The organism is Mesorhizobium sp. WSM4850 (assembly GCF_055811735.1).
The window spans coordinates 470,702-494,700 of sequence record NZ_JBVVPV010000001.1 but is presented as its reverse complement, the minus strand read 5'-3'; the positions used below and the strand labels follow the sequence as shown (position 1 = coordinate 494,700).

Annotated in this window: 17 protein-coding genes; 6 read left to right on the top strand and 11 right to left on the bottom strand. The window is 62.7% G+C overall.

The features are described from left to right. Window positions 1-384 precede the first annotated feature (384 nt). Window positions 385-864, top strand: coding sequence for a TadE family protein (locus tag AC0L2Z_RS02330; protein WP_473626499.1), 480 nt, complete (start codon window positions 385-387; stop codon window positions 862-864). Further along, a complete protein-coding gene (locus AC0L2Z_RS02325) occupies window positions 865-2,649 on the top strand; it encodes a pilus assembly protein TadG-related protein (RefSeq protein ID WP_473626498.1) in 1,785 nt (594 codons plus the stop codon). It abuts the gene before it with no gap. A 10-nt stretch (window positions 2,650-2,659) separates the two neighbouring features. On the opposite strand, the gene bglA is transcribed toward AC0L2Z_RS02325, so the two are convergent. The 10 genes from bglA to AC0L2Z_RS02275 form a co-directional block, all read right to left on the bottom strand. Next, window positions 2,660-4,282 carry a beta-galactosidase BglA gene (gene bglA, locus AC0L2Z_RS02320; protein ID WP_473626497.1) on the bottom strand — a complete coding sequence of 541 codons (1,623 nt, stop codon included), beginning with the start codon at window positions 4,280-4,282 and terminating at the stop codon, window positions 2,660-2,662. After that, on the bottom strand, window positions 4,272-6,284 hold the full coding sequence (glgX, locus tag AC0L2Z_RS02315; RefSeq protein WP_473626496.1) for a glycogen debranching protein GlgX: 2,013 nt from the start codon (window positions 6,282-6,284) through the stop codon (window positions 4,272-4,274). The genes bglA and glgX overlap by 11 nt, the downstream gene beginning before the upstream one ends. Before the next feature lie 226 nt (window positions 6,285-6,510). Then, window positions 6,511-8,139: an alpha-D-glucose phosphate-specific phosphoglucomutase gene (locus AC0L2Z_RS02310; RefSeq protein ID WP_473626494.1), complete on the bottom strand. Its 1,629-nt coding sequence runs from the start codon at window positions 8,137-8,139 to the stop codon at window positions 6,511-6,513. Window positions 8,140-8,142: 3 nt separating this feature from the next. Next, window positions 8,143-9,588 (bottom strand): glycogen synthase GlgA, encoded by a 1,446-nt coding sequence (gene glgA / locus AC0L2Z_RS02305; RefSeq protein WP_473626493.1) that lies wholly within the window; start codon window positions 9,586-9,588, stop codon window positions 8,143-8,145. After that, window positions 9,589-10,857: a glucose-1-phosphate adenylyltransferase gene (glgC, locus tag AC0L2Z_RS02300; RefSeq protein ID WP_077381220.1), complete on the bottom strand. Its 1,269-nt coding sequence runs from the start codon at window positions 10,855-10,857 to the stop codon at window positions 9,589-9,591. 36 nt (window positions 10,858-10,893) lie between these two features. Continuing rightward, the gene (gene glgB, locus AC0L2Z_RS02295) at window positions 10,894-13,107 is read right to left on the bottom strand and encodes a 1,4-alpha-glucan branching protein GlgB (protein ID WP_473626492.1); all 2,214 of its coding nucleotides are present in this window, start codon (window positions 13,105-13,107) and stop codon (window positions 10,894-10,896) included. 51 nt (window positions 13,108-13,158) lie between these two features. Further along, window positions 13,159-15,621, bottom strand: coding sequence for a glycogen/starch/alpha-glucan phosphorylase (locus AC0L2Z_RS02290; RefSeq protein WP_473626491.1), 2,463 nt, complete (start codon window positions 15,619-15,621; stop codon window positions 13,159-13,161). Between the two features lie 187 nt (window positions 15,622-15,808). After that, a complete protein-coding gene (locus AC0L2Z_RS02285) occupies window positions 15,809-16,591 on the bottom strand; it encodes an ATP-binding cassette domain-containing protein (protein WP_023802796.1) in 783 nt (260 codons plus the stop codon). 2 nt (window positions 16,592-16,593) lie between these two features. Beyond that, a complete protein-coding gene (locus AC0L2Z_RS02280; protein ID WP_128167623.1) occupies window positions 16,594-17,658 on the bottom strand; it encodes an ABC transporter permease in 1,065 nt (354 codons plus the stop codon). A 157-nt stretch (window positions 17,659-17,815) separates the two neighbouring features. Then, window positions 17,816-18,793 carry a sugar ABC transporter substrate-binding protein gene (locus tag AC0L2Z_RS02275; RefSeq protein ID WP_236388945.1) on the bottom strand — a complete coding sequence of 326 codons (978 nt, stop codon included), beginning with the start codon at window positions 18,791-18,793 and terminating at the stop codon, window positions 17,816-17,818. Window positions 18,794-19,060: 267 nt separating this feature from the next. Between AC0L2Z_RS02275 and AC0L2Z_RS02270 the strand changes: the two genes are divergently transcribed. From AC0L2Z_RS02270 to AC0L2Z_RS02255, 4 genes are all read left to right on the top strand, one after another. Beyond that, entirely contained in the window at window positions 19,061-20,287 is a 1,227-nt protein-coding gene (locus AC0L2Z_RS02270; RefSeq protein WP_473626489.1) for an ROK family transcriptional regulator, read from the top strand. 3 nt (window positions 20,288-20,290) lie between these two features. Further along, complete coding sequence (locus AC0L2Z_RS02265; RefSeq protein ID WP_473626488.1) at window positions 20,291-20,737, top strand: RbsD/FucU family protein; 447 nt, start codon at window positions 20,291-20,293, stop codon at window positions 20,735-20,737. Continuing rightward, window positions 20,734-21,657: a carbohydrate kinase family protein gene (locus tag AC0L2Z_RS02260; protein ID WP_473626487.1), complete on the top strand. Its 924-nt coding sequence runs from the start codon at window positions 20,734-20,736 to the stop codon at window positions 21,655-21,657. Before AC0L2Z_RS02265 ends, AC0L2Z_RS02260 begins: the two co-directional genes overlap by 4 nt. 255 nt (window positions 21,658-21,912) lie before the next feature. Further along, on the top strand, window positions 21,913-23,055 hold the full coding sequence (locus AC0L2Z_RS02255; protein WP_473626485.1) for a DegT/DnrJ/EryC1/StrS family aminotransferase: 1,143 nt from the start codon (window positions 21,913-21,915) through the stop codon (window positions 23,053-23,055). 150 nt (window positions 23,056-23,205) lie between these two features. On the opposite strand, the gene cysQ is transcribed toward AC0L2Z_RS02255, so the two are convergent. Then, entirely contained in the window at window positions 23,206-23,991 is a 786-nt protein-coding gene (gene cysQ / locus AC0L2Z_RS02250) for a 3'(2'),5'-bisphosphate nucleotidase CysQ (protein WP_473626628.1), read from the bottom strand. Between the last annotated feature and the right edge of the window lie 8 nt (window positions 23,992-23,999).

The following is a 23,999-nucleotide window of genomic DNA, read 5'->3' as shown; positions in this document are numbered from 1 at the left end:
CCGCACGTCAGATCCTACACATTGCGCGAAAACCCTTGCAACTCGTGGGAAGTTGGGAAGGGCAATAGCCTGCAGCGGATCGCATGATATTGATGCAAGTCAATGGGGTATCCTTACTAAACCCTACGTTGTGGTCGATGGGATCGACGGCGCTTTCTCTGCAACGAGCAGGTTGCGCCGCTTTTGTTGAAGAAGTCGGGCGCCGAAGCGGGGCGCTGCGTCGGCTGATGAATTCCACGACTTGGCGGAAGAACCGCTTCAAGCATTCGCTTCCGGCAGGAAATCTTTCGTCGATTCCACTTTGCCACAATGTCTTAATCCGCCTTTAAGCAACCACGGGTTACATCTTTTGCGAGCTTCGGTATGTCTTGATGGGCGACGGACATGAACAGCGCGGAAACTGGGACAATAGCTAAAAAGCGGCGCAATACGCGTCAGCTCAAACGCAAATTACACCAGTTTCGAGAACCGTCCGGAACGTCCGCGATCGAATTCGCACTGCTTGCGCCCTTTTTCATCTTGCTCCTGCTCGGCATGGTTGCATATGGCATTTATTTTGGCGCCAGTCATTCCGTGCAGCAGATCGCAGCGGACGCCGCACGCACGGCGATTGCCGGGCTGAACGAAGATGAGCGCCAGGCGCTGGTGACCAGTTTCGTCACCACCAATGCCGCGGGATATCCATTCGTCGATTCCGACAAGCTGACCTACCAGGCCAAGGACAGCACGGCCGACGGAAACCAGTTCGTCGTGTCCATCCAATATGATGCCCGCAACCTGCCGGTCTGGAATCTGTTTCCGGCGCTGCCCATGCCTGGCACCACGATCTCACGCCAGTCGACAATCCGGGTCGGAGGCATCTGAATGTCGCAAACTTTGGCGGGCAGGATCGGCCGGGTCGCCCGCTCGATGCTTGGCGACCTGACGGCGAACTTCGCCGTCATGACGGCGCTGTGCGCACCGTTCGCGCTGGCGCTGGCCGCCTTCGCCATCGATGAAGGCTCGATCTATGTGGAGCGCCGGGAAGCTCAAGCAATGACCGATCTGGCGGCAATCACCGCCGCCTCCAACATCAACAACATTGAAGCCGCGGTGGTGACCACGCTCGGCGACAACGGAATGCCGGGTATCGTTGTTCAGAAGGCAGGGCAGACGATCACCCCTGCCCTTGGAAAGACTATCGTGTCGGTCACCCCCGGCCGATATTCAGCAGAGTCGTCGCTCGGCGTCGACAAGCGCTTCAAGGCCGGCAAAACGCCCTACAACGCCGTCCATGTCACGCTGAAAAAGGTTCCTGCCCGCTATTTCGCGAGTTCGCTTATCCCTACGCCGGTGATCGGCACCCAAGCCGTGGCCAGCATAGCGCCGCAGGCGATGTTCTCGGTCGGGTCCAGGCTTCTCAGCGTCAATGGCGGCATCCTCAACGCTCTTCTCAGCAAGTTCCTGGGCGGCAACATCGCGCTCAGCGTCATGGACTACAACGCTCTCATCGCTGCCGACGTGAACCTGCTTTCGTTCATCGATGCCCTTGCCGTTGAGATGCAGCTGACGGGTGTCAGCTATTCGGAGGTGCTGGCTTCCAAAGCGACGGTGGGCGAGATAGCGACCGCCATGGCTAATGTTTCACCCGTTGGCAGCACCAGCAAGCTGGCTTTGCAGACAATCGCGTCAAGGACCACCAACACGGTCAAGATACCGCTCAATCATCTTGTCGATCTTGGTTCAATGGGCCAGTTGGGCCTCGGGCAAAAGTCGCCCGGCTTTTCGGTCGACGCCAGCGCCATGGGCATGCTGACCACCGCTGCTGCACTGGCCAACGGCTCGAAGCAGGTCGAGCTCAATCTCGGAGCCGCCATTCCGGGGCTTGCCTCCACCACGCTTGCGATTGCAATCGGCGAACCTGCACAATTCTCGCCATGGCTGACAATCGGCGAGAAGGGTGCTGTGGTGCGTACGGCGCAGACGCGGATCAAGCTGGTGGCGTCCGTCGGCGGCAGCAATGCGACTCTCGGTGGCGGCATCAGCCTGCTGGCCGTCAAACTGCCGTTGCATGTCGAGGTGGCCTCTGCCGAAGCCAAGCTGACCGACATCAGCTGCCCGACGGGGCACCCCGACAGTTTGAAAGTTACCATTGCCGCACGTCCGGGCCTTGCCTCGCTGCACCTTGGCGCCAGCGATGCCGATAACAGCCCCTCCGCCTTCGCCGATTTCAGCAACCCACAGTCGTTTCAAAATGCCGAAATCGCGCAGGTCAGCGTGAAGCTTCTGTTTCTCACCCTCAATCTGATCGGCGTGAATGGTTCTGCAGCCGTTGAGATCGCCAACAACGATCCGACGATCTTGATCTTCAACAGCACCGACATCGCAAGCAAGACGATAAAGAACGCCTCGACGAAGAACCTGACGCAATCTCTCACCACGTCGCTGGTCAACAATTTGTCGCTTTCGGTCAGTGCGCTGGGCCTCGGGCTTGATGTAACCGCCTTGCTCGGAACCGTGAAGCCGGCAGTGGTGGCGCTGCTGAACGGCGTGACGGCGCCGGTCGACGAATTGGTTTACAACGTGCTTGGGGCGCTGGGCGTGCGCGTCGGCGAGGCCGATGTCCGGGTCATGGGCGCGACTTGCGGGCGCTCTGTGCTTGTTCAGTGAGCTGGAGAGATCAGCCCGCTCGTCCGAGAAAGCAGCCCAACGGCGGCAGCGACAGAATCTTTTCCTGCAAGGCGGCACCAGCGCCAAGGTCGATCGTCTCTGCGACATCGGCACCCTGCGGCAACGGCCAGTTGGCCGGCTCCTCGGCGAAGTTGAAAACGCACAGCAGCTTCTCGCCGCCGCCTTCGCGAATGAAGGCAAGCACTTCGCCCTCGGCATCGAGAAAACGGATCGAACCTTGTACCAGCGCCGCATGCCGCTTGCGCAACGCCAGCATCGCCCGATAGCTGGCCAGAACTGACTTTTCCTCGCCGTTCTGGATATCGACCGCGCGGGCGCCATGGCTTTCCGGGATTGGAAGCCACGGCCTGCCGATTGAAAAGCCGGCATTGTTGGCGCCCTTCTCCCACACCATCGGCGTGCGGCAGCCATCCCTGCCCTTGAACCCCGGCCAGAAGCGGATGCCGTAAGGATCGCGCAGATCCTCGAACGCCAATTCCGCCTCCTCCAGCCCGAGTTCCTCACCCTGATAGAGGCAGATCGATCCACGCAGGCATGACAGCAGCGCGATGGAGAACTTCGCCGTCCTTTCCGGGTCGCCGCCGGGCCTTGTCCATCGCGTCACATGGCGAACGACATCGTGGTTGGAAAACGCCCAGCAGACCCAGCCGTCGGAGACAGCACTCTCGAACGCTTCGACGCAGCCACGCACATGCGCCGCCGAGAATTGCGGACCGAGCAGGTCGAATGTGTAGCACATGTCGAGCTTGTCGCCGCCGGTGTAGGCGGCGAGCGTCTGCAACGAACGGGCTTCGTCGCCGACCTCGCCGACAGCGGCGCGGCCCTCATATTCGTCGAGCAGCGCCCGAAACCGCTTGAGGAAAGCCAGGTTTTCGGGCTGCGTCTTGTCAAACAAATGCTCCTGATAGAGGTACGGATTGGTTTCGGTGTTGGTGCCTGCGACGCTTGACGCCAGGGGCGGGTTGCTGCGCAGCCAGCGGTCATGGACATAGTAGTTGACGGTATCGAGGCGAAACCCGTCGACGCCGCGCTCCAGCCAAAACCGCACCGTTTCCAGCAGGGCGTCCTGAACCTCCGGATTGTGGAAATTGAGGTCCGGCTGCGAGGCGAGGAAATTGTGCATGTAATATTGCCTGCGGGTCGCGTCCCACTCCCAGGCTGGGCCGCCGAAGACCGACAGCCAATTGTTGGGCGCGGTGCCGTCGGGCCTCGGATCGCCCCAGACATACCAATCCGCCCTGGGGTTATCGCGGCTCGTACGGCTTTCGATGAACCATTCGTGCCGGTCGGACGAATGCGACAGGACCTGGTCGATAATGACTTTCAGGCCGAGACGGTGCGCCTCGGCGACCACCGCATCGAAATCCGCTGATGTGCCAAACATCGGATCGACGGCTGTATAGTCGGATACGTCGTAGCCCATATCGGCCATCGGCGACTTGAAGAAGGGTGATAGCCAGACGGCGTCGACGCCAAGCGATGCGACATGCGCCAGCCTCGATGTGATACCACGCAGATCGCCACTGCCATCCCCCGTCGTGTCCTGGAACGAGCGCGGGTAGATCTGGTAGATGACGCAGCCGCGCCACCACTCGGCGTGGTCACTTGCCACTCGGGTCCTCCTTTATCTGAGCCTGCGCGGCTTCGTGTTCGATCATGAAAATCACCGTTCGCCCCGGCACCGGCCGTGAAATTCCGGCTGCGCCGTCCGGTGTTTCGATGGCTGGCTGCCAGCGAAATCCGTCGCGCTCCGGCAGCGTGAACATACATGCCCGGCGATCGCCATTGATGACAACGGCAAGGCGGCAATCATCGCTGCCGAGCATCATAACCAGGCGGTACCGCCCCGGATCCCGCCAGCCTGCCTCGTCGAGCGGCGTGCCGGTTTCGGTGAGCCAGACGACGTCCGTTATTTCTGACCCGTCGGGCGGTTCTCCAGTCAGGATGCGCGTGTCGGAAAGCGCCGGCACGCAACGACGCGTCGCGGCGAGCAAAACGGCGTATTGTCCCAGCGCCCGATCGCGCCCGGACCAGTCGAGCCAGGTGATCTCGTTGTCCTGCGCATAGGCGTTGTTGTTGCCCTTCTGGGTGCGGCCGAATTCGTCTCCGGCGGTCAGCATGATCGTGCCGCGTGAGGCAAACAGCGTGGCCAGCAGCGCACATCGATCATCGAAACGTGCCGTAACGATCGCACGGTCGCCGGTCTCGCCCTCGACGCCATTGTTCCAGGACAGATTGTCGTCGTGGCCATCGCGGTTCTGCTCGCCATTGGCCTCATTGTGCTTGTGCTCGTAGGCAACAATGTCGGCCAGCGTCATGCCGTCATGTGCGGCGATGAAATTGACGCTGCGGCTCCTCTGCTGGCCTGGCTTGGCAAACACGTCGGACGAGCCGGCAAGCCGGGTGGCGAGCGCGCCGACCATGCCGCTGTCGCGGCGCCAGAACCGGCGGATGTCGTCGCGATATCTGTCGTTCCATTCGAGGAAGGGCGGCGGAAAATTGCCAAGCTGATAGCCGTCCGGGCCGATATCCCATGGCTCGGCGATGAGCACCCGGTCGCCAAGGAGCGGATCATCCCGAATAGCCATGAGCAGTGGCGCAGCGGCGTCGAACGCGCCATCGACCCGCCCCAGAATTGGCGCCAGGTCGAAGCGGAAACCGTCGACGCCGGCGTGGCAGACAAAGTGACGAAGCGTGTCGAGGACCATTTCCCGGACGACCGGATGACCACAAGCGACGGTGTTGCCGGTGCCGGTGTCGTTGGTCAAGCTGCCGTCCGGCCGATGCCGGTAGTAGGCGCGGCTGTCGAGGCCGCGCAGCGACAGCGTCGGCCCAAGCCTGTCGCTTTCGCCGGTGTGGTTGAAGACAAGATCGAGGATGACGCCGATGCCGGCCCCACGCAGCGTGGCAACCGTCTGCCGCAATTCCGCGAGACCGCCGGGCGCCAGACGCGGATCGAGCGCCATGAAGGTCACGGGATTGTAGCCCCAGGCATTGCGCAGCCCGAGCGGCGGCAAATGCCGCTCGTCGATCGATGCCGTCACCGGCATCAGTTCGACCGCCCCGACCCCGAGCTTTTTCAGGTGCTCGACGATGGCCGGATGGGCAAGGGCTGCAACCGTCCCGCGCTGGGGCTTCGGGATGTCCGGATGCAGCATGGTGAAGGCGCGCACCGGCACTTCATAGATCAGGCCACCGGGCTGGAACAGCGGCGGTAAGACGGGCACCGGCCGCGGCAGGGTGGCGGTAATCGCCTTCGGCAGCAGCGGCGCAGTGTCCGTGCCCTCGCCCCGGCGCGCGGCGAGCCTGACGTCATAGACATAAGACCTGTCGATTTCGACGGCATAGGGGTCGACCAGCAGCTTGTCGGGATCGAACCAAAGCCCGTTCTCGGGCGTATAATCGCCATCGGCGCGAAATCCGTATCGGGTGCCGGCGGCGAGGCCGGCAACGAAAAGCGCGTGAACGCCCTCGCCTTCCGGCTGGAGTTCGAGCCGGTCGATCTCCCCCTCTCCCTGCTCATCGAAGATCGAGACCCAGAGCCGGCTGGCCGCGGACGACCATGCGGCAAAGCGGATGCCGCCGCGGGTGACGGTGGCACCGAGTGAGTTCATACGGCGATCCCTTCTCCCCTTGTGGGAGAAGGTGGATCGGCGCGCAGCGCCGAGACGGATGAGGGGTGCTGGAAGAAACGAGGCATGGGCGATTTGGGCAAAGGTGTGCGCCAAGCTGGAACACCCCTCGTCCGACCGAGCTTCGCTCGGCCCCCTTCTCCCACAATGGCAGAAGGGGGAGCCTCGCAACGCAGGCCGAACTCAGACGGCCGGCTGTCAACCAAACTCAAGTAATCACGCTCGGCTTGGCGCGGCCGGTATGGCTGCGAATCCCGGCGATATCTTCGGCTGCCGCAATCAGGTCGGCAAGCGCCTCCTGCGTGTCGAGATCGTGCCTGGACCTGTCCGGCTCGTAGCGCTCGATATAGACGCGCAGCGTCGCCCCCGAGGTACCGGTGCCGGAGAGACGGAAGACGACGCGCGATCCGCCTTCGAACAGCACCCTGATGCCCTGGTTCCTGGCTATCGAGCCGTCGACCGGGTCGTGATAGGCGAAATCGTCGGCGCTGGCGATCTTCATGCCGCGCACGCTGGTGCCGGGCAAGGAAGCGAGCCTGGCCCGCAATTGGTCGACCAGCGCATTGGCGCGGTCGGTCTCGACCTCCTCGTAGTCATGGCGTGAGTAGTAATTGCGGCCATAGGCGGCCCAGTGCTCGGTGACGATCTGCTTGGCGCTTTCGCCGCGGGCAGCGAGGATATTGAGCCACAAAAGCACGGCCCACAGCCCGTCCTTTTCGCGGACATGGTTGGAGCCGGTTCCGGCACTTTCCTCGCCGCAGATCGTCGCCATGTCGGCATCGAGCAGATTGCCAAAGAATTTCCAGCCGGTCGGCGTTTCATAGATGCCGATGCCGAGCTTTTCGGCGACGCGGTCGGCTGCACCGCTGGTCGGCATCGAGCGGGCGATGCCTTTCAGCCCGGCCTTGTAGCCCGGCGCCAGATGAGCATTGGCGGCGAGCATAGCCACCGAATCCGACGGGGTGACGAAAATGCCCTTCCCGATGATCAGGTTGCGGTCGCCGTCGCCGTCGGAAGCGGCGCCGAAATCCGGCGCATCCGGTCCCATCATCTCGTCATAGAGGTGCTTTGCGTGGACCAGGTTCGGGTCTGGGTGGTGGCCGCCGAAATCCGGCAGGGGAACGAAATTGCGGGCGGTGCCTTTCGGCGCGCCGAGCCGGTTTTCCAGGATCTCCTTGGCATAGGGACCGGTCACGGCATGCATGGCGTCGAAGCGCATGCGGAAGCCTGACTTGAACAGCCCACGCAACGCATCGAAATCGAACAGGTTTTCCATCAGCTCGGCATAGTCGGCGACCGGGTCGATCACCTCGACGGTCATGCCGCCCGCCTCGACGGTACCGATCGTGTCGAGGTCGACCGTGCCGATATCGGCGGTCTTGAAGCTCGAAATCATCTTGGTCTTGGCGAAGATCGCGTCGGTCAGCTTTTCCGGTGCCGGGCCGCCATTGCCGCCATTGTATTTGATGCCGAAATCCTCGTGCGGGCCGCCCGGATTGTGGCTGGCCGACAGGATGATGCCGCCGAAGGTATTGTATTTGCGAATGATGTTGGAAGCGGCCGGCGTCGACAGGATGCCGCCCTGCCCGACCATCACCTTGCCGAAACCGTTTGCCGCGGCCATGGCGATGGCCTTCTGGATGACTTCGCGGTTGTAAAAGCGGCCGTCGCCGCCGATCACCAGCGTCTTGCCCTCGAACCCGTCCAGCGCATCGAAAATCGACTGGATGAAGTTCTCGGCATAGTGCTCCTGCTGGAACACCGGCACTTTCTTGCGCAGCCCGGACGTGCCGGGCTTCTGGTCGAGATAAGGTTTGGTGGCGACGGTGCGTATCATGTGTCAGACAGCCCTTTTCGAAAGCAGCAAGCGATAGAGTTCGAGGTATTTTTCTGCGCTTTTATCCCACGACACATCCGCCTTCATCCCTTGCCGCTGCACCGACGTCCAGATTGCAGGGTTGGCGTGCGCCGCGACCAGCCGGCGGATGGCGTGCAGCAAGGCGCCGGCATCGGCGGGTGCGAACTGGAAGCCGGTCGCCACACCTGCCGAAATCGCCGCTTCATTGGCGTCGATGACGGTGTCGGCAAGACCGCCGGTGCGGGCGACGACCGGCACGCAGCCATAGCGCAGGCCGTAAAGCTGCGTCAGTCCGCAAGGCTCGAAGCGCGATGGGATGACGATGGCGTCACAGCCGCCCTGCATGGTGTGGGAAAGCGCCTCGTCATAACCGACGACGACGCCGATGCGACCGCGATGGCGGGCGGCGGCGGCCAGCAGCGCGCCTTCGAGGCCGGCGTCGCCGGACCCCAGGATCGCCAGGCGGGCACCCCTCGCAACAATCCCGTCGACGACCGTTGCCAGTATGTCCATTCCCTTCTGCCAGGTGAGCCGGCTGACCACGCAGACGATCGGACTGTCGTCGCGGTCAAGGTTGAAACGATCCTCGACGGCGGTCCGGTTGGGGTGCCGGGCCTTCAATGTCTTGGCCGTGTAGTTGGAAACCAGATGCTTGTCGGTTTCAGGGTTCCATATCGCGGTGTCGATGCCGTTGACGATGCCATAGAGATCGACGGACCGCATGTTGATGAGGCCATCGAGCCCCATGCCGAATTCCGGCGAGCGGATCTCCTGCGCATAGGTCGGGCTGACTGTGGTGATGGCCCAGGCGGCCTGCAGGCCAGCCTTGAGGAAACCGACGCCGCCATAATATTCGACGCCGTCGAGCGCCATGGCCGCCGCCGGCAAACCGAGTTCGCCAAAGATGCCGGCGCCGAACTGGCCCTGGAAAGCGAGATTGTGGACGGTGACCATCGACGGCGTGCCGACCGCCTTGCCGTAGCGCATATAGGCCAGCGTCATCGCCGATTGCCAGTCATGGGCATGGACGATGTCCGGCTGGTAGCCCGAGACGGCGCCGCCGGCGATGTCGCCGCCAACCTGGCTCAGGGCCGCGAAACGCCGCCAATTGTCCGGCCAGTCGGCGCCGGTGGCATTGCCGTAGGGGCCGCCGGGGCGATCGAACAGATGCGGCGCGTCGAGCACGAACAGGTCGAGCCCGGCGATCTGGACGGCATGGACCGAAGCCTTGCCGCCTTGCAGCAGCGGATAGTGGTGAACGGGTTTTTTCTTCTTGAAGGCATCCATGATCTGGGGATAGCCGGGAACAAGCGTGCGCATCGTCACGCCCTTGCCGGCGAGCGCGACCGGTAATGCGCCGGTCACGTCGGCAAGCCCGCCAGTCTTGATCAGAGGAAATATTTCGGGCGTGACCGACAGGACCTGCATTCACGACAGTCCCAGTTTGTCGATCATGGCCTGCGTGACGAGGCAGATGCCCTTTTCGGAAACGCGGAAGCGCTTGGCGTCGAGGACGGGATCCTCGCCGACCACGAGCCCTTCGGGAATCCTGACGCCATGATCGATCACCACGCGCTTCAATCTCGCGCTGCGGCCGACCTGGCAGTCGGGCAGCATGACGACGTCCTCGAGCGTCGAATAGGAGTTGATGCGCGCGCCGGTGAAGATCAGGCTTCGCTTCAGCGACGCGCCTGAGACGATGCAATCGCCCGAGACCAGCGAGGATACCGCCGAGCCACGGCGACCATCCTCGTCATGCACGAACTTCGCCGGCGGCTTCAGCTCGGCATAGGTCCAGATCGGCCAGTCGCGGTCGTAGAGATCGAGCTCGGGCGTGATGTCGGTGAGGTCGATATTGGCTTCCCAATAGGCGTCGACGGTCCCGACATCGCGCCAGTAGGCTTCGTTCTCGGCGGTCGAGCGCACGCAGGATTTGGCGAAGCGATGGGCGATCGCCTTGCCGTGCTCGACGACATAGGGGATGATGTCCTTGCCGAAGTCACGGCTTGAGCCCGGTTCGGCCGCGTCGCGGCGCAGCTGCTCCATCAGGAACTTGGTCTTGAACACGTAGATGCCCATCGAGGCCAGGGCAAAATCCGGCTTGTCGGGAATGCCGGGCGGATCGGCGGGCTTCTCGATGAAGGAGATGATGGTGTCCTTCTTGTCGACATGCATGACGCCGAAGCCGGTCGCCTCCATGCGCGGCACTTCGAGGCAGCCGACGGTGACGTCGGCGCCGGCGTCGACATGCTGGCGAAGCATCAGCTCATAGTCCATCTTGTAGACGTGATCGCCGGCCAGGATGACCATGTATTCGGGCCCGTAGGCCTCGATGATGTCGATGTTCTGGTAGACGGCATCGGCCGTGCCCTCATACCATTGCGTCTCCGATACGCGCTGACTGGCCGGCAGGATGTCGAAGCTCTCGTTGCGCTCGGGCCGAAGGAAGTTCCAGCCGCGCTGCAGGTGGCGGATCAGCGAGTGCGCCTTGTACTGGGTGGCCACGCCGAGGCGGCGAATACCGGAATTGAGCGCATTGGAGAGCGCAAAATCGATGATGCGCGTCTTGCCGCCGAAATAGACCGCCGGTTTGGCGCGCCGGTCGGTCAATTCCTTGAGGCGGCTGCCACGGCCGCCGGCCAGAACATACGCCATGGCATCGCGCGCCAGCGGCTGGGTCCGTTTTATCTCTGCCATTCTTATCCTCCCAAGTTACGCGCTGCGAGACATCGCCTAGTCCGGAGCAAATTCGAGCATGATCGTCGACAGCGGCGCCAACAGCATCGTCGCCGAGATGCCTCCTGCTTCCTTCCGAGCCTCGACGGCACCGTCATTGCCCTTGCCGGAACCGCCATAGTCGGAGGCGTCCGTGTTGATGATCTCGCGCCATCTTCCAGCCATTGGCAACGGCACGCGGTAATTGTCGCGCGGCACTGGCGTAAAATTGGAGATGACGGCGACCGGGTTTCCGCCCGGCGCGCTGCGCAGCCAGGCAAAGACCGAGTTGGCGCTGTCGTCGACGATCAGCCAGGAAAACCCCTCCGGTTCGCAATCGCGCGCATGCAACGCCGGCCGTGAGCGGTAGAGATAGTTGAGATCGCGCACCGTCTGCCAGACGCCGCGGTGGGCCCGGAAATCGAGCAGGTTCCAGTCGAGTGCGCGCGCCTCGCTCCACTCGCGGCGCTGGGCGAATTCCTGCCCCATGAACAACAGCTTCTTGCCGGGGTAGCCCCACATAAAGGCGTAGTAGGCGCGCAGCGTCGCGAATTTCTGCCAGTCGTCGCCGGCCATCTTGCCAAGCAGCGTCCCCTTGCCGTGCACGACCTCGTCATGGGAGAGCGGCAGCACGAAATTCTCTGAGAAGGCGTAGACCAGACCGAAGGTGATGTCGCCGTGGTGATGCTTGCGGAAAATCGGCTCTTTGGAGAAATACTCCAGCGTGTCGTGCATGAAACCCATGTTCCACTTGAAGCCGAAACCCAGCCCGCCCTCATGCACCGGCTGCGAAACTTTTGGCCATGAGGTCGATTCCTCGGCGATCGTCATCACACCCGGATGATGACCATAGACTTCCTTGTTCATCCTCTGGAGGAAGCTGACCGCCTCGAGGTTTTCGCGCCCGCCTTTTTCGTTGGGAATCCATTCGCCGGCCTTGCGCGAATAGTCGAGGTAGAGCATCGAGGCGACGGCATCGACGCGCAAACCGTCGACATGGTATTTCTCGCCCCAAAACAGCGCATTGTTGACCAGGAACGAGACCACCTCGCGCCGTCCGAAATTGTAGATCGCGGTGTTCCAGTCGGGATGGAAGCCCTTGCGCGGGTCGGCATGCTCATAGAGCGCGGTGCCGTCGAAATTGGCCAGGCCATGCGCGTCCACCGGAAAATGCGCCGGCACCCAGTCCAGGATGACGCCGATGCCGGCGCGGTGGGCGCCGTCGACGAACCGGGCAAAACCGTCCGGATCGCCGAAGCGGGCCGACGGCGCATAGAGGCCCGTCGTCTGATAGCCCCAGGACGGATCATAGGGATGTTCGGAGATCGGCATGAATTCGATATGGGTGAAACCCGTGTCGACGACATACGGGATCAGCCGGTCGGCAAGCTCGTCCCATGACAGGAAGCTGCCGTCGTCGTGAAGCTGCCAGGAGCCGGCATGGACCTCATAGATCGACACCGCCTCGCGGCGGGCGTCGGCGTTGCGCCAGAAATTGCGGTGCGCCTCGTCACCCCATTGATGCGCCGGCGGAAGCGCCGTCACCGAAGCGGTGGCCGGTCGCAGTTCGGACTTGAAAGCGAACGGATCGGCCTTCAGCGGCAGCCTCACGCCATCGGGCCCGATGATCTCGTATTTGTATGGCCGTCCGGCGCCGATGTCGGGGATGAACAACTCCCAGATGCCGGTGTCGCGGCGGACGCGCATCGTATGCCTGCGCCCGTCCCATTCGTTGAAGTCGCCGACCACCGAAACGCGCCTTGCATTGGGCGCCCAGACGGCGAAATGCACGCCGGACGCACCCTCGTGATCGATGAGATGCGCACCGAGCTTGTCGAACAGTCTGAGGTGCGAACCTTCGGCGATGTAATAGTCGTCCAGCGGACCCAGCACCGGACCGAACGAATAGGGATCGGTCAGCCACCAGTCGCCGCCGGCATTGCGTGCGTGATAGCGCAGCGGCAGTCGCTTTCTGAGCGACAGGCTGCCCTCGAAGAAGCCGGCTTCGTCGCGCCTGGCGAGTTCGCCGGCTTTCTTGCCGGTCAGCGTGTAGGCAGTGACGAACTCGGCATGAGGGACGAAGCAGCGGGCGACAAAGCCCTTGTCGACCTCGTGCACACCGAGGACAGCGAAAGGATCACCATGCGTGCCGGCGACAATTGCCGCGACATCGCCGGCTGACGCCAGTCCATCCGGCCCGCTTGTCGCAGCGGTCGCGCGCGGCTTCCTCATCAGGCAGTGACCCTCCCCGGACCACGTTGTTCGTGGCCTCATGCAATCATATCAGACGGGCACGTTCCAGATTTCTTTCGCATATTGGCGGATCGTGCGATCGGACGAGAACCAGCCGACGCGGGCGACATTGCGAATTGCCTTGGCGTACCAATCCGGGCTGTCGCGCCAGACGGCGTCGACATCGCGCTGGGTTGACGCGTAGGCATCGAAATCCGCAGCGACCATGAACCAGTCGCTCTGATAGAGGCCGTTCATCAGGTCGCGATAACGTTCCGGATCGTCAGGCGAAAAGACGCCCGTCGAAACGGCGGCCACGGCCTGCGCCAGTTCGGGAGAGGCTTCGATCACCGTTCGCGGATCGTAGCCGTTGCTGCGCCGCTCGGCGACCTCTTCGGTGGTCAGGCCGAAAATGAAAATGTTGTCGTCGCCGACGCATTCCTTGATCTCGACATTGGCGCCGTCGAGCGTGCCGATGGTCAGCGCACCGTTCAGCGCGAACTTCATGTTGCCGGTGCCGGAGGCTTCCATCCCGGCGGTCGATATCTGCTCCGAAAGATCGGCGGCCGGCATCATGATCTCGGCCAGGCTGACATTGTAGTTCGGCACGAACACCACTTTGAGCAAGCCGCGAACGGCCGGGTCGCGGTTGATGACTTTGGCGACGTCGTTGGCGAGCTTGATGATCAGCTTGGCATTGTGATAGCTGGGCGCCGCCTTGCCGCCGAAGAACTTGACGCGCGGCATCCAATTTCGCTCGGGATGGGAGCGGATCTGGTCGTAGAGCGCGACTGTTTCGAGGATGTTCAGGAGCTGGCGCTTGTATTCGTGGATGCGCTTGATCTGGATGTCGAACAACGCCGAGGGATCAATCCTGATGCCGAGGCGGTCGGCGACGAGATTGGCAAGCTTGGCCTTGTTCGCCCGCTTGACTGCGGCGAACTTGTCGCGGAAGGCGGCGTCGTCAGCAAAGGCATCGAGCTCCTTGATCGCGTCTATATCGTCGAGGAAGCGGTCGCCGATCGCTTCGCGGGTAAGCGCGGTGAGACCGGGATTGCACTGGATCAGCCAGCGCCGCGGCGTGATGCCGTTGGTCTTGTTGTTGATGCGGTCGGGGTAGAGCCGGTGGAGCTCGGCAAACACCGTTTCCTTCATCAGCTCGGTGTGAAGGGCAGAGACGCCGTTGATCGAGTGCGAGCCGACAAAGGCCAGATTGCCCATGCGCACCCGGCGCTCGCCGTTTTCCTGTATCAGCGAGATCTGGCTGATCTGCTCGTCAGAAAACTGCTCGGAGGCGCGCGCCTCCAGCAGCACTTCGGCGTTGATGGCGTAGACGATCTGCATGTGGCGCGGCAACAGCCGCTCGAACAGCGGCACCGGCCAGCTTTCGAGCGCTTCGGGGAGCAGCGTATGATTGGTATAGCCGAAGGTCCGCTTGGTGATACTCCAGGCCTGGTCGAAATCCATGCCGTGGACATCCATCAACAGGCGCAGCAGCTCGGCCACCGCAATGGCCGGATGGGTATCGTTCAGATGGATCGCCGCTTTGTCGGGCAGCGACTGCAGGTCGCCATACTGGCTGAGATGACGCTGAATGATGTCCTGCAACGATGCGGTAGAAAAGAAATACTCTTGCCTGAGCCGCAGCTCCTGACCGGCCTTGTGGGAATCAGCAGGGTAAAGGACGCGCGACAAGGCATCGGCCTTGTTGCTTTCGGCGAGCGCACCGATGTGATCGCCGGCGTTGAACTTGTCGAGCAGTATCGGATCGATCGGCATGCCGGACCAGAGCCGCAGCGTGTTGACGCGGTTGGCCCGCCAGCCAACCACCGGCGTATCGTAGGCAACCGCCAAAACGTGTTCGATCGGTTTCCAGACGTGGCGCTCAAGCCTGTCGTCCTTTGAGGTGATCGAATCCACCGAGCCGCCGAATCCGACCTCGAAGGCGCGTTCGCGCCGCTCGAACTCCCAGGGGTTGCCGTGATCGAGCCAGGTCTCGGGCAGCTCAACCTGCCAGCCGTCATGGATTTCCTGACGAAACATGCCGTTGGCGTAGCGAATGCCATAGCCATGCGCGGGGATGCCGACGGTTGCCATGCTTTCCATGAAGCAGGCGGCGAGCCGGCCGAGACCACCATTGCCAAGCGCTGCATCTGGTTCAAGGGCGGCGATGAGGTCAAGGTCGACGCCGAGAGACCGCAGCGCTTCGCGCATATTGTCCATCAGCCCGAGATTGGAGAAGGCGTCGCGCATCAGGCGACCGATGAGGAATTCCAGGGAGAGGTAATAGACGCGCTTTTCCTGATGGGCGTAGGCCTCTTGCGTCGCCTGCATCCAATGATCGACGATATGGTCGCGCACGACCTTGATCGAGGCGGTGAGCCAGTCGTATTGCGTCGCGACGCTGGTCCCCTTGCCGAGCCTGTATTTGAGGGCCTTCAAGACTTCCTCGGCAAGCGCCTTGGGATCGGAGTTTTCGAGAATGGGAGCTTCGGTCGTTATCGCGTGCGTCATGCTGCCTCTTGTGCGGTTGCCAAGATCATACCGGCTTTCACCATTCCTCCCAGCCCATGCTAGCTCATATTGTTAAGCGTTCAATCGAGTTAGGTTGCCGCGGGGAAGCTTACCCTGCGGCAGTTTAGCAACTTAAAGTGCGTCGCGTTTGGGCCTCTGCGAGGCACCTTGCTTTGGGCGACATGCATCAGGCCGCCAGTGCCGCCTCCGGCGGAAGCTTCGCTCCGGTCATGAAGGCGACGGCGTCGGACATCGTATATTGCTTGGGATCGATGACACAGAGGCGACGGCCCAGCCGATGGATGTGAATGCGGTCGGCCACCTCGAAGACATGCGGCATGTTGTGGGAAATTAGCACGATCGGCAGGCCGCGCTTCTTCACGTCGAGGATCAGTTCGAGCACGCGGCGGCTCTCCTTGACGCCTAACGCCGCCGTCGGCTCATCCATGATGACCATCTTCGAGCCGAAGGCGGCGGCGCGCGCCACCGCCACGCCCTGGCGTTGGCCGCCCGAGAGCGTTTCCACGGCCTGGCTGATGTTCTGGATGGTCATCAGGCCAAGTTCAGTGAGCTTGTCGCGGGCGCGCTTTTCCATTGCCGGGCGGTCGAGCATGCGCAGCCAGTCGCCCAGAAAACCCGGTTTGCGGATCTCGCGACCGAGGAACATGTTGTCGGCGATCGACAGCGCCGGCGACAGCGCCAGGTTCTGGTAGACGGTTTCGATGCCGGCTTCGCGGGCTTCGATGGGCGACTTGAAGAGCACCTGCTTGCCGTCCAACTCGATGATCCCCTCGTCCGGGACAACGGCGCCCGAGATCGCCTTGATCAGCGTCGACTTGCCGGCTCCATTGTCGCCGATCACGGCCAGGATCTCTCCCGGATAGAGATCGAAGTCGCAGCTGTTCAGTGCGGTGACGCGGCCGTAGCGCTTGACGAGGCCGCGCGCGGTGAGGATGGGCTCCTGGGTCATGGTTACACCGAAACCTTTCTGATCCACTGGTCGATCGCCACGGCGCCGATGATCAGCACACCGGTGAGCAGCACTTTCCATTGCGGATCGGCGCCCAGCATGTTGAGGCCCATCGAAACGACGCCGACGATCATCGCGCCGAACAGCGTGCCCAGAATAGAGCCGCGCCCGCCGAAGAGGGAAATGCCGCCGATCACCGTCGCGGTGATCGCCTGCAAATTGTAGTCGGTGACGGCAGCGGACGGCGAGATCGAGCCGTTGCGGCCGATGGAGACCCAGGCAGCGAAAGCGGCGATCAGCCCCGCAAGCGTGTAGACCGAGATCAGCACCTTCTTGGTCTGGATGCCCGACAGCTTCGCTGCCTCCGGATCGTCGCCGACAGCGTAGACATGACGGCCCCATGCCGTGTGATTGAGCACGTACCACAAGAACAGCACCAGCACGACCATGGCAATGACGCCGAACGTCAGCACCGCCGTGCCGACCTTGAAGTTCAGGCCAAACAGATGCAGCAGCGGGGCCTGGGCGTCGACGTCGGCGTCACGGATCGTCTCATTGGCCGAATAGATGAAGTTCGTGGCCATGACGATGTTCCAGGTGCCGAGCGTGACGATGAAGGGCGGCAGCTTCATGTAGGCGACCAGCAGCCCGTTGAGCAGCCCGCAGGCCGCGCCGGCGGCAAGCCCGATCACCACGGCAAGCAAGGTCGGCAGGCCATAGGTGACCGCGCAATTGCCCATGATCACGGCCGAAATCACCATGATCACGCCGATTGACAGGTCGATGCCGGCTGTCAGGATGACCAGCGTCTGCGCGGCGCCGAGAATACCGACGATGGCGATCTGCTGCAGGATCAGCGTCAGCGTGTAGGACGAAAAGAACCGTCCTCCGATCGTGACGCCAAAGACAGCGATCGACAGGACCAGCACGATCAGCGGCACCGCAGCCGGAGTGGAATGCAGGAAATGCTGGATGCGCTTGACGAGCGACGTGCCATGCTCGTCAAAAGCAGCAACGCTTGTCTCGCTGTTCGCGAGAGCCTTTTCGAATTCCTGAACCTGAGACATGTTTCCTCCCATGAGGCTTCAGCTACGCGCCGACGCCCGTCAACCGTTCCCGATCTGCCGCCGGAATTGTTCGCGCTTGCGATTTCCGCATCGTCCACCCGAAGCGGCCGGGGATCAAGCCCCTGGCCGCTTCGGTCTGTTGCCTGTCAGACCGGCATCAGCCCCAGCACTTGGCGAGGCCTTCCTTGGTGTCGATGGACTTCACGCCCTCCGCGGGCTTGTCGGTCACGAGGTTGACGCCGGTGTCGAAGAAATCCTTGCCTTCGGTCGGCTTGGGCTTCGTCCCGTCCTTGGCGTAAGCGGCGATCGCTTCGATGCCGAGTGCCGCCATCTGCAGCGGATATTGCTGTGAGGTCGCACCGATCACGCCCTCGGCGACCGACTTCACGCCGGGGCAGCCGCCATCGACCGACACGATCAGCACATTGCCTTCGAGACCCACGGCCTTGAGCGCCTGGTAGGCGCCGACGGCTGCTGGCTCGTTGATGGTGTGGATGACGTTGATGCCAGGATCCTTCTGGAGGAGGTTCTCCATCGCCTTGCGGCCGCCTTCCTCGTTGCCGTTGGTGACGTCGTGGCCGACGATACGCGGATCATCCTCATCGCCGATCTTGTTGGGGTCCTTCACGTCGATACCGTAGCCCATCATGAAGCCCTGGTCGCGCAGGACGTCGACCGTCGGCTGCGAGGGCGTCAGGTCGAGGAAGCCGATCCTGGCATCCTTCGCCTTGTCGCCGAGCGTCGCTGCGGCCCAGGCACCAATCAGCTTGCCGGCCTCCAGATTGTCGGTCGCAAAGGTCGCGTCGGCGGCGTCGAGCGGATCAAGCGGCGTGTCCAGCGCGATCACCAGCAGACCGGCGTCACGTGCCTTCTTCACCGCCGGAACGATGCCCTTGGTATCCGACGCGGTGATCAGGATGCCCTTGGCGCCGTCGGCGATGCAGCTTTCGATCGCCGCCACCTGGCTCTCGCTGTCGCCATCGATCTTGCCGGCGTAGGCTTTGAGTTCGACGCCGAGTTCCTTGGCCTTGGCGCTCGCGCCTTCCTTCATCTTGACGAAGAACGGGTTGGTGTCGGTCTTGGTGATCAGGCAGGCGCCGACATCGGCGGCGGACGCAGCCGAGGTGAATGCCATCAGACCCAGTCCGGCCGCGGCAAAAACGGTGGATCTTAGCAGTGCTGTCTTGGTCACGATTTTCCTCCCAGTGGGACCAGTTCGGATGCCGGCCAACCGGCATCGCATGAGCATCCAGCGACTTCTCCCAGCGTGGACGCTTGCCCAAGAGAATACCAGACCGAGGGTCCTGTCAATAATTAAATCACTCTTATTTATTATTGACAGCGTGGCGTCGGTCACTCATTCTGGCCAAAAGCATTAAGGGAAACGACGGGAGGAGAAGGGGTGGAGACCGGCATACCAAGGCACGGTTCGCCCGAGGCAGCTAAAAGCCGCATTCACCGCGGCACCAACCAGAGCGGCATGCGGGACCACAATGAGCGGCTGGTGCTGTCGCTGGTGCGTCAGCACAGCAGCCTGGCGAAGTCCGACATTGCGCGCATGACCGGACTTTCGGCCCAGACCGTTTCAGTCATCATGCGCGAGCTCGAGGAGGACAACCTTCTTGTCCGCCAGGCGCCGCTGCGCGGCAAGATCGGCCAACCTTCCATTCCGATGGCGCTCAATCCCGATGGCGCCTATTTCATCGGCCTGAAGATCGGCCGTCGTAGCGCCGAACTCGTTCTGATCGATTTTCTCGGCAATGTGCGTTCGATGCTGCAGCATTCCTACCGCTATCCGGCACCGCGCGAGACGGTCGAGTTCGTCACCTCCGGCATGAAAACGATGCGCGGCGAACTCACCCCGGCGCAGGACAAGCGCATTGCCGGCCTTGGGATCGCGATGCCGTTCGAATTGTGGAGCTGGGCCGATACGGCAGGTGCGCCGCGCGACGTCATGGACGAATGGCGCCACCGAGACATCCGCGCCGACATCCAGGCGCAGTGCGAATTCCCGGTCTACCTGCAAAATGACGCCACCTCTGCCTGCGGCGCCGAACTGGTGTTCGGCAAGGCGGGCACGGCACGCGACTTCGTCTATTTCTACATCGGCGCCTTTGCCGGCGGCGGCATCGTGCTGAACGGTCACCTTTTCGGCGGGCCGACCGGCAATGCCGGCGCGCTGGGTTCGATGCCGGTGCCTGGACCGGACGGCAAGCCGACCCAATTGATCGGCGTGGCGTCGATCGCCATGCTGGAAAAGGCACTCAACGCGCGCGGCGTCGAAGCCTCACATCTGTGGACGTCACCGGAGGATTGGGGCGAAATCGGCGTCGAGCTCGACGATTGGATCGCCTGCGCCTCGCAGGCGCTCGCCTATGCCATCGTGGCGGCGTCATCGGTTATTGATTTCGAGGCGGCGGTGATCGACGGATGGATGCCGAAGGCCGTGCGGCGCCGGCTCGTCGATGCCGTTATCGATGCTATCGGCAAGATCGACGGTGAAGGCCTGAAGCTTCCGGCCGTGCGCGAGGGGACTGTCGGCATTCATGCACGTGCCCTGGGCGGTGCCAGTCTGCCGCTTTCCGAGCGCTTCCTCATCGGCTCGACCACGATTTCCAGGAGTGCCTGAGCAATGCTGATCGGGATTCCGGTGCTGCTCGGTCCACAGCTGCTGGCGACGCTGCGTGCCATGGGGCATGGCGACGAGATCGCCCTTGTCGACGGAAACTACCCGGCGAAAGAGCAGGCACACCGGCTCATCCGCGCCGACGGCCATCATCTCGTTCCGATGCTCGACGCCATCCTCAGCGTATTGCCTGTCGACGACGCAGTGCCGGAGGCGCTGTTTCGCGCCTCGGTCAAAGGTGATCCCCTGCTTGCCGATCCCGTTCATCACGAGATGGAGGCGATCTGCGCCGAGCGTGCTCCGGGCCGCAAGGTGGTTGCGCTTGCCGGCGCCGACTTCTATCAACGGGTCAGGTCCGCACACGCGATCGTCGCGACAAGCGAGCCGCGGCTCTACGCCAACATCATCATCCGCAAGGGTGTGATCTATCCGCCGGAGACCAGGAAATCATGATCCTCTGTTGCGGCGAAGCCCTGATCGACATGCTGCCACGCACCACGACTGAGGGCGAGCCGGCCTTTGCCCCTTATGTCGGCGGCGCGGTGTTCAACACGGCAATAGCGCTCGGCCGGCTGGGAGCGCCCGCCGGTTTCTTTTCCGGCCTGTCGACGGATCTGTTCGGCAGCCAGTTCAAGGACGCGCTGAGGGCAAGCCAAGTCAGTTCCACCTATGCGCACCCATCGCCCCGGCCGACCACACTCGCCTTCGTGCGGCTGGACAACGGCCAGGCGACCTACACGTTCTACGATGAAAACACAGCCGGACGGATGCTGACCATCGACGATCTGCCGAAACTCGGCAGCGAGATCGAAGCCATGCTGTTCGGTGCCATCAGCCTGATCTCGGAGCCGGCCGGATCCGCCTACGAGGAATTCATGCGGCGCGAGCACAGCCGCCGCGTCATGATGCTCGACCCCAACATCCGGCCGAATTTCATAGCGGACAAGGCCAGGCATCTCAGGCGCATCCGCTCGATGATGGCCATGGCCGACATCGTGAAACTGTCGGACGAGGACCTCAACTGGTTCGGCGAAGCCGGCTCGCACGAGGACGTCGTCCGCAACTGGCTGGAGCGCGGCCCGACGCTGATCGTCGTCACCCATGGCAGCGAAGGCGCCATCGGCTACACCAGGGATCACAAGGTCACGGTCGTGCCGGACAAGGTCGAGGTGGTCGATACGGTCGGCGCCGGCGACACGTTCAACGCCGGCATCCTGGCCTCGCTGCACGAGCAAGGCCTGCTGTCGAAGGAGGCGATCGCCAATCTGTCGGAAGACGCCATCCACAAGGTGCTGGCGCTTGGCGCCAAGGCTGCGGCGGTAACCGTGTCGCGCGCCGGCGCCAATCCGCCCTGGCGGCATGAAATCGCCTGATTGGACGGCGATGCGCTGAAGATGCGCTAAAACATCATCACTTTATGTTTCGCCCAGCCGAGCGCATGCGACACCAAGGCCGTGTCGTGCGCAACAAAGCCCCGGATTTCCGGCGTCTGATGGGAACCTGTCGGACTGAGAGGTAACAGGCTGCGACATTTCAGCAATTCGTCGATTGGTCCGTGCAGCTTTCTCGGCCGCGCCAACTCTGATACCAGCGGCCGGTTACCTGGCTAGTCCCGTTTTGAGGCCGACATGCAGTTCATCGATCTTGGCGCGCAGCGCGAACGAATCCGCGACAGGCTGAAAGCCGCCATCGACCGCGTCGTCGACGAGGGGCGCTATATTCTCGGACCTGAGGTAACCGAATTCGAAAATAAGCTCGCCGCCTATGTCGGCACCAAGCATGTCGTCGCCTGCGCCAACGGCACTGACGCACTGCTGCTGCCGCTGTTTGCGGCCGGCATCGGTCCAGGTGACGCGGTGTTCGTGCCGAGCTTCACCTTCGCCGCCACAGCGGAAGTGGTGGCGCTCGCCAAGGCCGAGCCGGTTTTTGTCGATGTCGATCCGCAGACCTACAATATCGACATCGCCAGTCTCGAGGCGGCCATTGTCATGATCAAGGCGGAAGGCCGGCTGAAGCCAAGGGCGATCATACCCGTCGACCTGTTCGGGCTCGCCGCCGATTACGAGGCGATCATGGCCATCGCCAACCGCGAAGGGCTGATGGTGATCGAAGATGCCGCCCAGGCGATCGGCGGCTCGAGCGACGGCAAGATGCTGGGTTCGTTCGGCGCGGTCGGCTCGACCAGCTTCTACCCGGCAAAACCGCTCGGCTGTTATGGCGACGGCGGCGCGATGTTCACCAATGACGATGCGCTGGCCGAACAGCTCCGCTCGTTCGCCTTCCACGGCAAGGGCGAAACCCAATACGACAATGTCCGCGTCGGCATCAATTCGCGGCTCGACACTCTGCAGGCGGCGATCCTGATCGAGAAGCTGGCCATTCTCGAAGACGAGATGGTTGCCCGGCAAGCGGTCGCCAATCGGTATGCCGAAGGCCTCAGCGATATCGTCAAGGCGGCGCGCAATCTGGACGGCGGCCGTTCGGCCTGGGCGCAATATGCCATCGAGACGCCGAAGCGCGACGGGCTGAAGGCGCATCTCGGGGAAAAAGGCATCCCGTCGGTGATCTATTATGTGAAGCCGCTGCACAGCCAGATCGCCTACCGCGACTATCCGCGCACGCCGACAGGTCTTGCCGTTTCTGAGGAGCTGCCGAAGCGCATCCTGTGCCTGCCCATGCATCCCTATCTGAGCGAGGCCGACCAGGACCGGATCATCGAGACCATTCGGAACTATATCGGCTCGAATTCGGCGCAAATCGCCGCCGCGTAGGCGCGCACCCTTGAGGGGAGATGGCCGGCAGGCCAGAGGGGGTCGCCACGCGTGAAGCGCCGACTTTCCCTCTTTCGTTTCCATATGCGTCGCACCTGCTGAGGCGACCCCTCTGTCGCCTTCGGCGACATCTCCCCCTCAAGGGGGAGATTACTGGCCCGCGCTCTTCCCGCTGGCGATGAAATGCGGATTGGCAAAATCCACGTCATCGCTCTGGTTGCGCTTGCCGTAGGCCAGCGGCTGACCATCGAGCGAGCGCGTCATCCCGCCTGCGGCGCGCAGCACCGCGTCACCCGCCGCAGTGTCCCATTCCATGGTGCGGCCGAAGCGCGGATAGACGTCGGCCTCGGCGCTGGCGACAAGACAGAATTTCAGCGACGAGCCGACCGAGACGATCTCGGCAGCGCCCACTGTGCGGATATAGGCTTCGGTCTCGGGCGTATTGTGGGACCGGCTGGCGACGACGGTCAGTGGCGCCACGCCCGTTCTGGCCGAAATCGGCCGACGGCCGATGATCTGGTAATCGCCATTGACATCGATTGCTTCCGCCCTGCCCGGCCGGCCGGAAAAGAAGCGTCCGGTGCATGGCGCAAAGACCACACCGATCTCCGGCACGCCGTGGCGAACGAGCGCGATGTTGACGGTGAAGTCGGTCCTGCGGTTGACGAATTCCTTGGTGCCGTCCAGTGGGTCCACCAGGAAGAAGGCGCCGTCGAGGTCCGGCGGCACGATGCTGGCCGATGCCTCTTCCTCAGCCACGCAAGGGATATCAGGGAACGCCGCGCGCAGCCCGGCGAGAATGATCTTTTCGCTCTCGCGATCGGCTTCGGTCACTGGCGAGGCGTCTGACTTCTGGTCGACCGCGCAGCCGGCATCAAAAACACGCATCACCTCTCGCCCCGCCGCCAGGGCAAGGCGCTCGAACACCCCGAGCATCGATTCGT

Bases quoted from the DNA above. Each gene is read 5' to 3' on its own strand.
- glgX (WP_473626496.1), bottom strand. From the start codon at position 6,284: ATGAACTCACTCGGTGCCACCGTCACCCGCGGCGGCATCCGCTTTGCC.
- AC0L2Z_RS02290 (WP_473626491.1), bottom strand. From the start codon at position 15,621: ATGACGCACGCGATAACGACCGAAGCTCCCATTCTCGAAAACTCCGAT.
- AC0L2Z_RS02325 (WP_473626498.1), top strand. From the start codon at position 865: ATGTCGCAAACTTTGGCGGGCAGGATCGGCCGGGTCGCCCGCTCGATG.
- glgB (WP_473626492.1), bottom strand. From the start codon at position 13,107: ATGAGGAAGCCGCGCGCGACCGCTGCGACAAGCGGGCCGGATGGACTG.
- AC0L2Z_RS02310 (WP_473626494.1), bottom strand. From the start codon at position 8,139: ATGATACGCACCGTCGCCACCAAACCTTATCTCGACCAGAAGCCCGGC.
- AC0L2Z_RS02280 (WP_128167623.1), bottom strand. From the start codon at position 17,658: ATGTCTCAGGTTCAGGAATTCGAAAAGGCTCTCGCGAACAGCGAGACA.
- cysQ (WP_473626628.1), bottom strand. From the start codon at position 23,991: ATGCTCGGGGTGTTCGAGCGCCTTGCCCTGGCGGCGGGGCGAGAGGTG.
- AC0L2Z_RS02255 (WP_473626485.1), top strand. From the start codon at position 21,913: ATGCAGTTCATCGATCTTGGCGCGCAGCGCGAACGAATCCGCGACAGG.
- glgA (WP_473626493.1), bottom strand. From the start codon at position 9,588: ATGCAGGTCCTGTCGGTCACGCCCGAAATATTTCCTCTGATCAAGACT.
- AC0L2Z_RS02275 (WP_236388945.1), bottom strand. From the start codon at position 18,793: ATGGCATTCACCTCGGCTGCGTCCGCCGCCGATGTCGGCGCCTGCCTG.
- AC0L2Z_RS02285 (WP_023802796.1), bottom strand. From the start codon at position 16,591: ATGACCCAGGAGCCCATCCTCACCGCGCGCGGCCTCGTCAAGCGCTAC.
- AC0L2Z_RS02260 (WP_473626487.1), top strand. From the start codon at position 20,734: ATGATCCTCTGTTGCGGCGAAGCCCTGATCGACATGCTGCCACGCACC.
- glgC (WP_077381220.1), bottom strand. From the start codon at position 10,857: ATGGCAGAGATAAAACGGACCCAGCCGCTGGCGCGCGATGCCATGGCG.
- AC0L2Z_RS02330 (WP_473626499.1), top strand. From the start codon at position 385: ATGAACAGCGCGGAAACTGGGACAATAGCTAAAAAGCGGCGCAATACG.
- AC0L2Z_RS02265 (WP_473626488.1), top strand. From the start codon at position 20,291: ATGCTGATCGGGATTCCGGTGCTGCTCGGTCCACAGCTGCTGGCGACG.